Raw genomic sequence first — 14,072 nt, 5'->3', positions numbered from 1 at the left:
CCAAGAATTTCTGAATCACTACAGCGGGTGAGCGGGCATCCCTATGCCTCGATGGCCAGCGTCACCCGGTCACCGGAAAACCACGTCCGGCCGTATTCTAACGGAACACCTTCACCGTCAATATTCACGCTGGTTGTACGCAACAACGGATCCCCCTCTCTGACCTCAAGGTGCAACGCTTGCGTGGCGTCAGCCAGCACCGCAGTCAGCCGAGTGGAGGCGCGTGTATAGTCAGGAATGCCAACGCGCTGCAGCGCTTCGGTCACGCTGCTTGTCTCGTCCAGTGCCGTGTCGATCCCCGTCAGGCGTTCCAGCGGAAACACACTTTCAAACACCGCGACTGGCATCCCATCGGCGAGCGACAGACCGTGATATGCGCAAACGTCATTATCTGCAGCAATTTCGAGCGCATCCGCCTCGCCCACTGTTGCCGCACGCGTTTCAATCTGAAGCACGCGTTTTTGCGGAATGCGCCCGGCTGCCAGAAGGTTCTCGTGAAACCGAACCCGCTGCCCGATCGGATAGTTGGTCGGCACCGCCGCCACAAATGCGCCAGAGCCGCGCCGGGTACGCACAAGGCCCGCCTCGACAAGTTCAGACAAAGCGTGCCGCACCGTGTGGCGGTTCACCCCGAACCGCGCCGCCAGAGTGGCTTCGGTCGGCAATTTGTCTCCGGGCCGATAGCGACCCTCGGTGATATCGCCACGCAAGGCATTGGCAATCGCCCGCCAAACCGGCGTGCGCGGACGGTCATGTTCACTCAATCTTCACAAAACTCCGCTGTCACAGATCGTCGAATCTGCTATGATATGTCTAGTTGTATAGTAATGGGCAAAGTTGTCGAGATGAAAGACACCGAACGCAAAATCTGGATGGGTCTGATGGCCAAAGCGGCCAAGGGGCGCGTTCCGGATCTGTTTGATCAGGTCGGACCCCGGCCTGAATTCACCTGGCTCCGCGCCCCGGAGATTGGCAGCGTCATGGTGCAAGGCCGAGCTGGCGGAACCGGTGCACCGTTCAATATCGGTGAGGTGACGGTGACACGCTGCGCCCTGCAGTTGGCCAGCGGCGAGGTCGGTCACGCCTATATGCAGGGGCGACGCAAAGGCGATGCCGAGGCAGCCGCGTTGATTGATGCGCTTATGCAGACCGAGGCGGCAGATGATCTCCGAACCAATGTGCTGGACCTGCTGACACGGGAAGCGACCGATATGCGACAGACCCGCGCCGCCAAGGCCGCTGCCACTAAGGTCGATTTCTTTACCATGGTCCGGGGAGAAGATTGATGCAGACACAAAGCCTCGAAGGCGGATTTTCGGAACCGGCGATCAATGCCTCACATGCATTTCGCAACTTGATGGAGGCCATGGCCCGTCCGGGAACCATCCACACACTTGTCGGCGGCACGGCCCCTGCCCCCTTGTCAGTCGCTGCGGCAACGACAGTGCTGACATTGTGCGGCGCGGATACGCCGATCTGGCTTGCGGGCCGGTTCGACACCGATGCCCTGCGCGCATGGATCGCGTTTCACACCGGCGCACCGTTTTCTGGCCCTTCGCATTGCAGCTTCGCGTTGGGGCATTGGGCAGACCTTGCACCGCTCTCCGCCTTTCCGATCGGGACCCCTGAATATCCCGACCGCTCGGCGACATTGATCGTCGAAGTCGACACCCTGTGCAACGAGGGCAGCAGCATCTCGGGGCCGGGCATCCGCAACCAAGCCACGCTGTCTCTGCCTGACGCACAGGCATTTCGCGATAATCACGCGTTCTTTCCTTTGGGGCTCGACTTTATCCTGACCTGCGCAGACCGCGTCGCGGCCATGCCGCGTTCAACGGAGGTGTTGTAGCATGTATGTCGCCGTCAAAGGAGGTGAGCGCGCCATCGAAAACGCGCACGCCTGGCTTGCCGAAGAACGACGCGGCGATCCGTCTGTAGCCGAGCTTTCCGTCGATCAGATCCGCGAACAACTGACACTGGCCGTCAACCGAGTCATGGCCGAAGGCTCGTTGCATGATCCGGACCTCGCGGCGCTCGCGATCAAACAGTCGCGTGGTGATCTGATTGAAGCGATCTTTCTGATCCGCGCCTATCGCACCACCCTGCCCCGGTTCGGAATATCTGAACCGCTGGATACCGGCGCGATGGCCTGTGACCGGCGCATCAGCGCAACGTTCAAGGATGTTCCGGGCGGGCAAATCCTCGGGCCGACATTTGATTATACGCACCGGTTGCTGGATTTCAAACTGGAGGCAGAGGGCGAAGCTCCGGTCGCACAACAGCGCGAGGCCGAGCCCGTGCCGGTCCCTCATGTCACCGAGTTTCTGAACCGTGAAGGCCTGATCGAAGAGGCCCCGCAAGACAATACGCCACCACGCGACCTGACCCGCGAGCCGCTGGAAATGCCCGCCGACCGGCCGCTACGGCTTCAGGCGCTCAGCCGTGCGGACGAAGGCTTTACGCTGGCGATGGCCTATTCCACCCAGCGTGGATATGCGCGCAACCACGCCTTTGTCGGCGAATTGCGCATCGGCACCGTCCCCATCGAAATGGAAATCCCGGAATTGGGCTTTGCCGTGGATATCGGTGAAATCACCCTGACAGAATGCGAGACGGTCAATCAGTTCAAAGGCTCCAAGACTGAACCGCCCCAGTTCACCCGTGGCTATGGCCTGGTCTTTGGTCAATCCGAACGCAAGGCGATCTCGATGGCCCTAGTTGACCGCGCGCTACGTTGGGAAGAACTGGGCGAAGACGATGTCGGCGCACCCGCGCAGGATACTGAATTTGTCCTCTATCACGCCGACAACATTCAGGCGTCCGGCTTTCTGGAGCATATCAAACTGCCCCATTATGTCGATTTCCAGTCCGAACTGGAACTGGTGCGCAAATTGCGCCGCGAGGCTGACGCCACCAGCGCGCAGGAGGCTGCCGAATGACCGAGTACAACTTTGCCTACCTCGATGAGCAGACCAAACGCATGATCCGCCGCGCGATCCTGAAAGGGCTTGCGATCCCCGGCTATCAGGTTCCGTTCGCCAGCCGTGAAATGCCGATGCCCTATGGTTGGGGCACCGGCGGCGTGCAGGTCTCGGCAGCCGTGCTGACACCCGAAGACCGGTTCAAGGTGATCGATCAAGGAGCCGATGACACGACCAATGCCGTGTCCATCCGCAGCTTCTTTGAACGCACGGCAGGCGTGGCCACCACCACCGTGACCACCGACGCGACAGTGATTCAGACCCGCCACCGCATTCCCGAAGAGCAACTGATCGAGGGGCAGGTTCTGGTCTATCAGGTCCCGATTCCTGAACCACTCCGGTTTCTCGAACCCCGCGAAAGCGAGACGCGCAAGATGCATAGCCTTGAGGAATACGGACTGATGCACGTCAAGCTTTACGAAGATATCAGCCGCCACGGCCATATCGCAACCGCCTATGCCTATCCGGTCAAGGTCGAGGCGCGCTATGTGATGGACCCGTCGCCGATCCCCAAATTCGACAACCCGAAACTCTCGGATTGCCCCGCAATCCAACTCTTCGGAGCGGGTCGCGAACAACGCATATATGCGCTGCCGCCTTACACCAAGGTGGTCAGCCTCGATTTCGAAGATCACCCCTTTGACCCTTCCAAGGCCGACCATCCGTGCGGGCTGTGCGGGTCTGTGGACAGCTATCTTGACGAGGTAATCATCGACGATGCGGGAGGCCGAATGTTCGTCTGCTCAGACACGGATTATTGCGAGGTCCGGCAGGCGCAGGGCCATCGTGGAAAGGACGCCGCATGACCCCGCTTCTTTCGGTGCAAGGCATCACCAAGACCTACGGCCTCCATATCGGCTGTTCTGATGTGTCCTTTGATCTCTATCCCGGCGAGGTGATGGGCATTGTCGGCGAGAGCGGGTCCGGAAAATCCACCCTTCTGAACTGCATGGCCGGTCATCTGCAACCCGATGCGGGGTCCGTCGTTTACGACACACGTGGCCACGGCCCGCGCGATACGGTCACCATGTCAGAGCCAGAGCGCCGGATGTTGGGGCGTACCGACTGGGCCTTTGTCCACCAACGCGCCCGCGACGGGCTGCGCATGGGGGTTTCTGCAGGCGGCAACGTCGGCGAGCGATTGATGGCAGTTGGTGCGCGCAACTATGGCGATATTCGCGGTAAGGCGATTGACTGGCTGGACCGCGTAGAGATCGAAACCGGCCGCATCGACGACCGCCCTACGACGTTTTCGGGGGGCATGCAGCAACGGCTTCAAATCGCGCGCAATCTGGTGACCGGCCCGCGACTGGTGTTCATGGACGAACCGACGGGTGGGCTGGATGTCAGCGTCCAGGCGCGGTTGCTTGATCTACTGCGCGGACTGGTGCGCGACATGGGGCTGTCCGCAATCATCGTGACCCACGATCTCGCCGTTGTGCGCTTGCTGGCGGACCGGCTGATGGTGATGAAATCGGGTCATGTGGTGGAACACGGCCTGACCGACCGGGTGCTGGACGATCCGCAACACGCCTATACGCAGTTGCTCGTCAGCTCGGTTTTGCAGGTATGAGGACGCCAGAATGATCGAACTCAACAATGTCTCCAAGACCTTTACCCTGCACAATCAGGGCAGCGCAGTTATCAAGGTGCTCGCAGGGGTCGACCTTGTGGTGCAGCCCGGCGAATGCGTGGCACTGACCGGCGCGTCTGGCGCAGGTAAATCGACGCTGATGCGGATGATCTATGGCAACTACATGGCGCAGGGTGGGTCGATCTGTGTGGGCGGTACCGATCTGGTTCAGGCCGAGCCGCGCGAGATCATCCGCATCCGGCGCGAGATGCTGGGCTATGTCAGCCAGTTCCTGCGGGTGGTGCCGCGTGTCCCGACATTGGATGTGGTCTCCGAACCCTTGCGTGCAGTTGGTATTCCTGCAGAAGAAGCGCAGACGCGCGCCCGTGTTCTGCTGACCTGGCTCAACATCCCGCAACGCCTGTGGTCACTGTCGCCAACAACTTTCTCGGGGGGAGAGCAGCAGCGGGTCAACATTGCACGCGGCTTTGCCCACCGCTACCCCGCGATATTGCTGGATGAGCCGACGGCCAGCCTCGACGCGGTCAATCGCGACGTCGTGCTAGGCCTGATCGAAGACGCCAAGGCGCGCGGAACAGCCATTGTCGGCATATTTCACGACGCCACTGCCCGCGAGCGCGTCTGTGACCGCGACGTCGATGTTGGCCAGTTCACACTGGAGCAAGCCGCATGAGCAATGGACGTCTCATCGCAATTGTCGGTCCATCTGGCGTTGGCAAAGACAGCGTCATGTCCGGGATCATCAACGCAAACCCAACCATCCAGCTTGTGCGCCGGATCATAACCCGCGCGCCGGATATGGGGGGCGAAGATTACGAAGCAGTCACCGCCCAGCAGTTTTTTGACCTGCAGGAGGACGGCGCATTTTGCGTGAGCTGGCAAGCACACGGGCTGTGTTACGGCATTCCTGCTGATGTACTGTCCGACGTCCGCAACGGCGCGACTTGCATCGTCAATTTCTCACGTTCTGCGTTGACGCAGGCTGCCGAGATATTCCCCGAATTACGCGTACTCAACATTACCGCCAGCCCATCGGAGCTGGTCAAACGATTGGTCGATCGTGGCCGCGAAAACGAAAACGAGATCAAGCGCCGTCTTGCGCAGGCCGCAAAGCCGCTGCCGGATGACATTGACATAACCCATATCCACAATGACGGCCCGCTGGATGAAACAGTGCAAGCGGCGCTTGCGGCGCTTCAGCCAGTGAGGGCATAACGTTGGATCATCTTAAACCGTCCATCCGCCCGCTCGCCCACCAGCGCAATGGCATCCATCACAAAGGGCGCGGGCAAATCTGGCATGCGGTCGGCAAGAACTTTCTGCCAATGATCGACCTGATCCGGTGCAATCCGGCCGGTCAGGGTCATGTGAAAGCGGAACTCTTCCATCACATAGGGATAGCCCCATCGGGTCAGCAATTCGTCCTGACGCCCAGACAATCTCGACCTGCGACGCCGCGCAAGCTCTTCCGAAGAAAGAGGTGCGCGCAGACCGTCGAGGTTCTGCACGCAGGCGGCGGCAACACGCGAAACGCCCGCTGCGTCGCCCTTGATCGTCAACGCAAGGAACCGACCGATCCGCGACATTTGCAGCCCGTCGCATGTAGCTGGCGCACAAGTTGCCGCCATCGTCTCGACCGCTTCTGCAAGCCTGGCCGGGTCAGCACCTTGCGCCAAACGAAAGGGCGCTTTCAACGTACCGTGAAACCCGTACTTTCGAGGTGTCGCGGAAACGTCATCAAGTCCGGACAAGTCTGGCTGGTCTACTTCGCGTCCCGCCGCCGGATCCCACCCCAGCCAGCGCGCCCCGAAATCGGCCAACGCCCCATCGGGCGGAACGAAATAAATCGCAAAACGAGTATATGACATGAACTCTCCTATCGACCCGACTTTCTTGGCAGATGCTGGTGACGGTTCCATGTCAGAGGATCTTTGCCTTGCCAATGCCCGTATCGTTTTGACTGACAAAGTCGTGACAGGCAGCATCACAGTCAAAAACGGGAACATCGCAGACATTGCCGAAGGCGACGCAGTGCCAGACGGCGCGGTCAACTGTCGTGGCGATTTCATCATACCGGGGCTGGTCGAACTGCACACCGACAATCTGGAGCGCCATATCGAACCGCGACCAGAAGTCGATTGGCCGCACCTCTCCGCGATCCTCGCCCATGACGGCGAATTGGCATCGACCGGGATCACGACGGTGTTTGACGCACTGCGTGTCGGGTCGATTCACAGTGGCAAGATGCGCTATGCGCCATATGCCCGAAACCTCGCCAACGATCTGCTCAACGCCCGTGCTGCAGGCCATCTCAAGATCAGCCATTTCCTGCACTTGCGGGCCGAAATCTGTTCGGAAACTCTATTGGAAGAACTCGCCGAATTCACCGCCGAGGATCGTGTCGGCATCCTCAGCCTGATGGATCACACGCCGGGGCAGCGACAGTTTCGCGACCTCACTGCGCTACAAACATACTTGTCAAAAAAGCGTGGCTTTAGTGATGCCGCCTTTGCCGAGCATGTCGCGCATCTGAAGACAATGCAGAAGGCCTATGGTGAAAAACACCAAACCGGCGCGGTGGCCGAGGCGCGTCGCTTGGGTGCGGTGCTGGCCAGCCATGACGACACGACTGCCGAACAGGTCGCGGTCTCGGGCAGCCACGGCGTCGGCTTTGCCGAGTTTCCGACAACGCGCGAGGCCGCCGCAGCCTGTCGCGCACACGGCGTGGCAGTGATGATGGGTGCTCCGAACATCATTCGGAACGGCTCGCATTCCGGCAATGTCGCCGCAGCAGAGTTGGCCGAGGCGGACCTGCTGGACATCGTCTCATCCGACTATGTGCCATCAGCGCTGCTGCTGTCGGCCTTCCGACTGGCAGACATCTGGCAGAGCTTGCCGAGGGCGGTGGCCTGCGTAACTCAGAACCCCGCCAAGGCTGCGGGCCTGACTGATCGAGGACGGCTGGAACCCGGCCTGCGAGGCGACATCCTGCGCATCGGACTGGCCGGAAATACACCGCTGGTGCGTGGAGTCTGGTGCTGTGGCCAGCGTGTAAGTTGAGAAACTCAAAGCGCTTATGCCGGACCTGCGAGCCTTCCGGTGAATTTGCCAGACGGGTGGAGCAAGTATTGCAGATTGTTGCAAGGTTTGTTGTCTGGCTTACAGCGGCTTTCAAAGTGATTGGAACGGTGATTTCAGAGACGTCAATGGTCTCAGTATCGACGGTGTGATCCAGCAGGTCCTTGAAGTTGTTGCCGACCACGTCTTCGAATGTGGCGGACACGGCCAGATGCACACTTTCCCGTGCCATGGCGCATCAAGTAGGAAATGCCATTCTCGCTCCGTGACCGAGGCAGTGAAGTGGTTGGAAAATCCGGCCAAGACCGGAGGGGCATCCATCCTCAACCCGGGGCTCAAACGCGCGACCTTCGGTCCGCGCTAGGCCCAGCCGCAGGTTTGTTGCAACTTCACGCTTGCCCCCCCCGCTCCATCAGCGGCGCCAGACGCGTGCAGTCGGCGTTCCAGAGTTCCCGCTTGAACCGCCCAAATACCGGTCGTCAGCATTCCCGTCGGGATCCAGCAGCTTGATGCAACATAGGCGACCTGGGGTTTCATGGGGTGTGCAAAATGCGCACAAAAGCACAGCAAGTTTTCCGGCAAGACGTCCGCACTCGGGGAGACCTCCGTGACGCCAGCCTGAACAGGTGCCACCTGCTTTGATACCTGCTACTGACCTAAGCCTTTCCTGTGTCTTCAGGCTTCAGCTTGAGTTGCGCCAATCCGCTATTGCCCAACTCGACCGCAGCAAACGGTCCGCCGTGGTGCAAATTACCCGGATCTGCCAAATCGAGCGGCCCTGCTTCGGCGAAAATTTCATCGGCAAATTGCTCGGCGTTGTCTTTGGGGCGATAGCCCAGATGGCGGGCCTTGGCGTTGTCGACAGGTGTGCGGTCGTTGTTGCTGACGCCGTAGACTATGGAAAATCCCGTGACGGGCGTGTCGATCGAGCGCTGTACAAGCTGGACCAGGTCATCATAGCTGAGCCATGTGCCAACCGCGCGCGGGTTGGATACCTGCGCACAGGACAATATCCGCATGCACACAGATTCAAGTCCACGACGGTCCCAGTACATGCTTGCCAAATCCTCGGCAAAGCACTTGGCCAGACCATAGAACGTGTCGGGTTTGTGTGGGGCATCGATGCCGATGAAATCGGTTTTCTTGTGCATGCCAACCGCATGGATCGACGAGGCATAGACCACGCGCCGCAGGCCGTTGCGATACGCCGCCTCCCAGATGTTGTATGCCCCAATAAAGTTTGGCCCCAAAAGCGTTTCAAACGGGGCCTCGTCGCCGATCGCACCGAAATGCACAACCATGTCTGCACCAGCCAAGATATCGACCATCGCATCCAGATCTTGCAGGTCTGCCTTGACGTATGTCTCGCCCGGATATGTCGTGCCAATATCAGCGACCAGATCGGTCGAGACCAGTTCTTCGCACATCTTGCTCAGCGGTTCGCGCAAGTAAGATCCAAGACGGCCAGCGGCCCCCGTCAGTACCAGTTTTTTCATGTCGTTACTCCTGTCTCTGGTCCCCGATCGAGCATTCCAACCGCCGCCGCAATCCGGTCCATGGCCTTTGCCAGAACCGCCTCGGATGCGGCCGTTGAAATGCGAAAAAACGGGGATAAGTCATAGGCGCTTCCCGGCACGGCGGCGATGCCACCTGCCTTGAGCAGCCATGCGGTCACATCCGCATCGTTCTCGATAATTGTACCATCGGGTGTCTTTGCACCGATCAATGCATCGCACCCGATAAAGGCGTAAAACGCACCACCCGGGGCATTCAGGGTCAGGCCGTCGATCTGCGCAACCTTGGCCACAACCAGATCGCGCCGCGCCTCAAACGCATTGCAGAACCTGCGAACATCGTCCTGAGGCCCCTCCATCGCTGCCGCCGCAGCCGCCTGTGCAATCGCACAAGCACCCGAACTGATCTGACTTTGCACCTTGGTCATTGCAGAGATGAGATCAGGATGCCCCGCGCCATAGCCGATCCGCCACCCGGTCATCGCATAGGCTTTGCTGACGCCATTCACTGTGAGGATGCGATCGTTCAGATCAGGACAGGCCGCCGCAAAGGATTTGAATTTGCGGCCATCAAACAGGATGTGCTCATAGATTTCGTCTGACAGGGTCAAGACCCGCGGATGATCCGCCAACACTGCGCCAAGATTGACCAGATCGTCATCGGCATAGACCGCGCCCGCGGGGTTGGACGGCAGGTTCAGGAATACCCAACGCGTGTTTTTGCTGATCGCACCGCGCAACCGTTCAGTCGTCAGACGAAACCCATCCTCTGCAGGACAAGGCACGGCCACGGGTACGCCGCCAAGGATCAGCACAATATCTTTGTACGGCCCGAAATAGGGTGCCGGCAGGATCACCTCGTCGCCCGCCTCCAAGGTGGCCATCATCGCGTTAAAGATGACTTGCTTGGCACCGTTGGACACAATGACCTGACTGAGGCCGTAGGTTAGCCCGTTTTCCGAGGCAAATTTCGCTACCACTGCCGCCTTCAGGCGCGCCGTTCCATCGGTTGGGGGATAGCGTGTTTCCCCTGCTTTGGCTGCGGCATGGGCCGCGTCGATAATGTCGCTGGGGGTGTCGAAATCCGCTTCTCCAAGGCCCAGTTCAATCACGTCTTCCCCGCGTGCGCGGGCGGCTTTGGCAGCCTGACTGACCCAAGCCGAGGCCGAGGGCTTGACCGCCGCCAACCGTGTTGCTGCAAAACTCATTGCAACGCGCCTTGTACCTGCGACAGCAACTGATCGGAGCCTTTGGCCAAGAGCCCCGTATCAGTGCCGCAGGCCACGAATGCAAATCCCTCGGCCAGCAATTCGGCTGCGAATGTTGGATCAAGAACCAAGGTGCCCACAGGGACCCCCTGTTCGATCAGGCGTTCCGCGACAGGTTTGATCAGGTCCCAAACCTCCGGGTCTATCGGCTTGCCCAGTTTGCCGATATCGGCCGCAATATCGCCCGGCCCAAAGAAGATACCTGACACGCCGTCAACCTGAGCGATGGCTTCTGCCTGCTCAACCGCCGCACGGGTTTCGACCTGCAGCAAGACGGCCGTTTCCTCTTGGATACGCGCGGTATAATCTTGCACGCGGCCAAACTTTGTCGCGCGCGTTGACCCTGAGACACCACGCAAACCATGTGGTGAATACCGTGTCGCTGCCACTGCGCGTTGTGCCTCTTCAACCGTCTGGATCATCGGAAATAGCAGGCCCGGCGCACCCAGATCCAGCAACCGCTTGACCGCCACCGCGTCATTCCATTCGACGCGTACAATCGGCACGGTGGAATAGCTGGAGAACGCCTGCAATTGCCCGAGAACGCTAAAATAGTCGTTCGGGCTGTGCTCCATATCGATCAAAGCCCAGTCATATCCCGCTGGGGCGACGACTTCGGCGGCAAAGTTGTTGGCAAGGCTGATCCACAGGCCAATCTGCTTTTCACCAGCCCTGAGGGCCTTGGTAAATGCGTTCTGCGCCAACAACATCAGATCACCGCTTTTTCAATGATCGGGCGATTGGCCGGAATGCGATCATACGCAAATGACGACAGGTCCAGCGTTCGGAATTCGCCATAGGTCACCAATTCGGAAATACCGCGCCCCATGGCGGGGGATTGTTGCAACCCGTGACCCGAGAACCCGTTGAGGAACATGAAATTGGGCAATTCCATGTGCGGCCCCAAAATCGCATTGTGATCAAAGGTGTTATAGGCGTAGTGCCCCGCCCACTCGGATTGCACCTTGATCGCCTCAAACTGCGGGATGCGCGTCGCCAGTACCGGCCAGACATGGTTTTCCCAGATCGAAAAATCCATGGTGTAGTCATCGTAATCGACCGCAGGATCAACATCGGAATGGCCTCCGCATTGATAAGTGCCACCACCGTTTTCGCGCACGTGCACGCCAGAGGGATCAATGGTCAGCGGCAGATCACGGTCCAGCGGTTTGTCGGCCTTGAAAACCCATGAATAACGTTTGCGCGGCTCGACCGGCACATCGATGCCAGCCATACGCGCCGTAGCTGCGGCACGCGGACCCGAGGCGTTGATGAGCTGCCCGCAGGCGATCACTTCGCCCGATTTCAACGTGACGCTTTCCACGCGATCGCCCGCTGTGTTGCGGTTGATAGCGACAACTTCGTTTTGGACATATTCGATGCCGCGTTCGCGCGATTGGCGTCGCCACCAGTCAAACACTGCACCGCCGTCCCAGTACCCTTCGTCCACAAGATTGATAGAACCCAGCACGACATCGTCGACGTTGTAGAAAGGATAAGCCGCCGCGATTTCAGACGCCGTCATCAGCTGTGTCGCCGCACCGGCTGCCAGCTGAACCTTTTGGTTTGCCCGAAGAACATCGGCAAAACCTTCATTGTCAGCAAGATACATGTATCCGAACGTGCGGATCGACAGTTCGGGTATACGTTCGTCACCCCCCATATAATGGCGAATGTTCTTGACGAAATCCGCCGCAAACTGGCTGATCCTTACGTTCAGTTCAGTCGAGAACTGCTGCCGCATGCAACTGTTGGTGTGCGCTGTCGAACATTTTTCATAAGAAGGATCACGTTCGACCACTAAAACACGCCCGTCAAAATCCTTGTTATCACTTAGAAACCAGGCAGCTGATGCGCCCATGATCGCACCGCCGACGATGATCACATCATAGGATGTCTGCTCTGGCGCGTTTGTCTTCAGGGTCATTACAGGTCCTCCCCATTTTTGACTGCCGCCTCGACGGCGATGATGTCGTCTTGGTTCAGTCCATAGTCGCGTGCTGCAGTTTCCGCAGAGATGTATCCACGCGCCAGATCGCGACGCACGGCGGCTTTGTCCCGCTGGGCGGGGTCGCCATAGCCAGCACCACCGGGGAAGGCCATGACCACTTTGCGCCCGTGCGGCACGAATTGCTTGCCTTTGACCCGCATGGGTGTTCCGTCGTCCTGCGCGATGGTTGTCGCGGCACCATCCTTGCCGCCGCGGCTGCCGCGCGCAGGATGATCGCCACGATCAAACATCGCCTGAATGTCAAATTCGTGACCTTCCATTGCGCCCACTTCCATGAACTGCCCCAACCCGCCACGGGTTTTGCCGGCACCGCCTGAATCAGGTCGCAGTTCCTTGCGCCAGATGATGACAGGACCTGCATGTTCCGTTGCCTCGATTGGCATGGTCATCACGCCCGACGGAAACGCCGTGGCGTTCAGCCCGTCGAAATCAGGCCGCGCACCGGACCCGCCCGAGTTAAACGTCAACACCTCGGAACGACGGGCATCCGCAGGCGCGGGCGCATCGCTGCGCGGGCGCAATGATACCTGAAAGTTGCACAGGCATCCCGCTCCTTCAGCAGGCACAAGCCCCGGCACGATCTTGTCAAAGGCGTTGTAGACCGCATCCGGCACAAAATGCCCAACGATATGACGCAGCGCGACAGGCGCGGGATGCAGCGCATTTACGATTGTATCCTTTGGTGCCTCAATTTCAAACGGTAGCAACGATGCGTGGTTGTTGGGAATTTCAGGCGCAATCGCAACCTTGAGCGCATAGCACGCATAGGCCTTGGCATAGACCAGCGGGCAGTTGATGCCCTTTTTGTCCAACCCGGAAGAGCCGGTGAAATCAGACACAATTCTATCGCCTTCAACACTGATCTTGACCTTGAGTGTGATTGGCACATCAAAGCCATCCACCGTCATCTCGCCGCTGGCCGATTTTTGCGGCAAGGCGGCGATACGTTCCAGTGTCGCGCGACGTGAATTGTCGAGGATGAATTCAGCGATCCCCTCCAAACCGTCCAACTCAAACTCCGTCATCATCTCGATCAGACGGCGGTGGCCGATCTCGTTGCAGGTCGCCAGCGCATACATGTCGCCGACCAATTGATCGGGTTCGCGCACGTTGCCGCGCACGATCCGCACGAGGGTTTCGTCAACCGCGCCGCGCTCGGCGAATTTCATGATTGGCAGGTAAAGGCCTTCCTCATAGACGCTGGCCGCATCCGCGCCAAAGCCGCGTCCGCCGATGTCCACGATATGCGCGGTACAGGCGAAAAAGCCCACCAATACGCCATTGTGAAAGGACGGTGTGACCATGGTGATGTCATGCAGGTGGCCTGTGCCCTCCCAGGGGTCATTGGTGATGTAGATGTCACCATCAAACATGTTCTGACGACCAATGCGGCGGATGAAATGCGCCACGGCATCGGCCATGGCATTCACATGCCCCGGCGTTCCGGTAACCGCCTGCGCCAGCATCCGACCTTGCGTGTCATAGACACCCGCCGACAAATCGCCCGCCTCGCGCACCGAAGTCGAAAACGCTGTGCGAACCAGAGCCTGCGCCTGTTCTTCGACAACCGAAATCAACCGGTTCCACATCACCTGATAAGAGACTTTTGAATGTCGCGTGACCATG

At 59.2% G+C, this 14,072-nt stretch carries 15 protein-coding genes; 8 read left to right on the top strand and 7 right to left on the bottom strand.

From position 1 onward, the window contains the following. Positions 1-41: 41 nt before the first annotated feature. Positions 42-764 (bottom strand): phosphonate metabolism transcriptional regulator PhnF, encoded by a 723-nt coding sequence (gene phnF, locus ABJO75_RS22415; RefSeq protein WP_348126101.1) that lies wholly within the window; start codon positions 762-764, stop codon positions 42-44. Positions 765-845: 81 nt separating this feature from the next. On the opposite strand from phnF, the gene phnG reads away from it, so the two are divergent. From phnG to phnN, 7 genes are read left to right on the top strand one after another with little or no spacing between them, the layout of a single operon-like run. Further along, positions 846-1,286, top strand: a complete 441-nt coding sequence (gene phnG / locus ABJO75_RS22410) for a phosphonate C-P lyase system protein PhnG (RefSeq protein ID WP_348126099.1) — start codon at positions 846-848, stop codon at positions 1,284-1,286. Beyond that, positions 1,286-1,849 carry a phosphonate C-P lyase system protein PhnH gene (gene phnH, locus ABJO75_RS22405; RefSeq protein ID WP_348126097.1) on the top strand — a complete coding sequence of 188 codons (564 nt, stop codon included), beginning with the start codon at positions 1,286-1,288 and terminating at the stop codon, positions 1,847-1,849. The genes phnG and phnH overlap by 1 nt, the downstream gene beginning before the upstream one ends. 1 nt (position 1,850) lies before the next feature. Beyond that, positions 1,851-2,939 (top strand): carbon-phosphorus lyase complex subunit PhnI, encoded by a 1,089-nt coding sequence (locus ABJO75_RS22400; RefSeq protein ID WP_348126095.1) that lies wholly within the window; start codon positions 1,851-1,853, stop codon positions 2,937-2,939. Then, on the top strand, positions 2,936-3,787 hold the full coding sequence (locus ABJO75_RS22395; protein WP_348126093.1) for an alpha-D-ribose 1-methylphosphonate 5-phosphate C-P-lyase PhnJ: 852 nt from the start codon (positions 2,936-2,938) through the stop codon (positions 3,785-3,787). Before ABJO75_RS22400 ends, ABJO75_RS22395 begins: the two co-directional genes overlap by 4 nt. Continuing rightward, positions 3,784-4,554: a phosphonate C-P lyase system protein PhnK gene (phnK, locus tag ABJO75_RS22390; RefSeq protein ID WP_348126091.1), complete on the top strand. Its 771-nt coding sequence runs from the start codon at positions 3,784-3,786 to the stop codon at positions 4,552-4,554. The genes ABJO75_RS22395 and phnK overlap by 4 nt, the downstream gene beginning before the upstream one ends. 10 nt (positions 4,555-4,564) lie before the next feature. Then, on the top strand, positions 4,565-5,248 hold the full coding sequence (gene phnL / locus ABJO75_RS22385) for a phosphonate C-P lyase system protein PhnL (protein WP_348126089.1): 684 nt from the start codon (positions 4,565-4,567) through the stop codon (positions 5,246-5,248). Continuing rightward, positions 5,245-5,790 (top strand): phosphonate metabolism protein/1,5-bisphosphokinase (PRPP-forming) PhnN, encoded by a 546-nt coding sequence (gene phnN, locus ABJO75_RS22380; protein ID WP_348126087.1) that lies wholly within the window; start codon positions 5,245-5,247, stop codon positions 5,788-5,790. Before phnL ends, phnN begins: the two co-directional genes overlap by 4 nt. Here phnN and ABJO75_RS22375 read toward each other — a convergent pair. Further along, positions 5,772-6,443: a DUF1045 domain-containing protein gene (locus ABJO75_RS22375; RefSeq protein WP_348126085.1), complete on the bottom strand. Its 672-nt coding sequence runs from the start codon at positions 6,441-6,443 to the stop codon at positions 5,772-5,774. The genes phnN and ABJO75_RS22375 overlap by 19 nt on opposite strands. Before the next feature lie 49 nt (positions 6,444-6,492). On the opposite strand from ABJO75_RS22375, the gene ABJO75_RS22370 reads away from it, so the two are divergent. Continuing rightward, positions 6,493-7,635: an alpha-D-ribose 1-methylphosphonate 5-triphosphate diphosphatase gene (locus tag ABJO75_RS22370; protein WP_348126362.1), complete on the top strand. Its 1,143-nt coding sequence runs from the start codon at positions 6,493-6,495 to the stop codon at positions 7,633-7,635. Positions 7,636-8,309: 674 nt separating this feature from the next. Here the strand turns inward: ABJO75_RS22370 and ABJO75_RS22365 are convergent. Genes ABJO75_RS22365 through ABJO75_RS22345 form a run of 5 tightly spaced genes read right to left on the bottom strand, consistent with a single transcriptional unit; the run spans position 8,310 to position 14,071 of the window. Then, positions 8,310-9,149 carry an NAD(P)-dependent oxidoreductase gene (locus tag ABJO75_RS22365; protein WP_348126083.1) on the bottom strand — a complete coding sequence of 280 codons (840 nt, stop codon included), beginning with the start codon at positions 9,147-9,149 and terminating at the stop codon, positions 8,310-8,312. After that, entirely contained in the window at positions 9,146-10,375 is a 1,230-nt protein-coding gene (locus ABJO75_RS22360; protein WP_348126081.1) for a pyridoxal phosphate-dependent aminotransferase, read from the bottom strand. The genes ABJO75_RS22365 and ABJO75_RS22360 overlap by 4 nt, the downstream gene beginning before the upstream one ends. Next, the gene (locus ABJO75_RS22355; protein WP_348126079.1) at positions 10,372-11,145 is read right to left on the bottom strand and encodes an aldolase/citrate lyase family protein; all 774 of its coding nucleotides are present in this window, start codon (positions 11,143-11,145) and stop codon (positions 10,372-10,374) included. The genes ABJO75_RS22360 and ABJO75_RS22355 overlap by 4 nt, the downstream gene beginning before the upstream one ends. After that, positions 11,145-12,362 (bottom strand): FAD-binding oxidoreductase, encoded by a 1,218-nt coding sequence (locus tag ABJO75_RS22350; RefSeq protein WP_348126077.1) that lies wholly within the window; start codon positions 12,360-12,362, stop codon positions 11,145-11,147. Before ABJO75_RS22350 ends, ABJO75_RS22355 begins: the two co-directional genes overlap by 1 nt. After that, positions 12,362-14,071, bottom strand: a complete 1,710-nt coding sequence (locus ABJO75_RS22345) for a hydantoinase B/oxoprolinase family protein (RefSeq protein ID WP_348126076.1) — start codon at positions 14,069-14,071, stop codon at positions 12,362-12,364. Before ABJO75_RS22345 ends, ABJO75_RS22350 begins: the two co-directional genes overlap by 1 nt. Between the last annotated feature and the right edge of the window lies 1 nt (position 14,072).

The sequence above is a fragment of the Sedimentitalea sp. genome (genome assembly GCF_039973035.1).
GTDB lineage: Bacteria > Pseudomonadota > Alphaproteobacteria > Rhodobacterales > Rhodobacteraceae > Sedimentitalea.
This window is presented reverse-complemented; position numbering and strand designations above follow the sequence as displayed.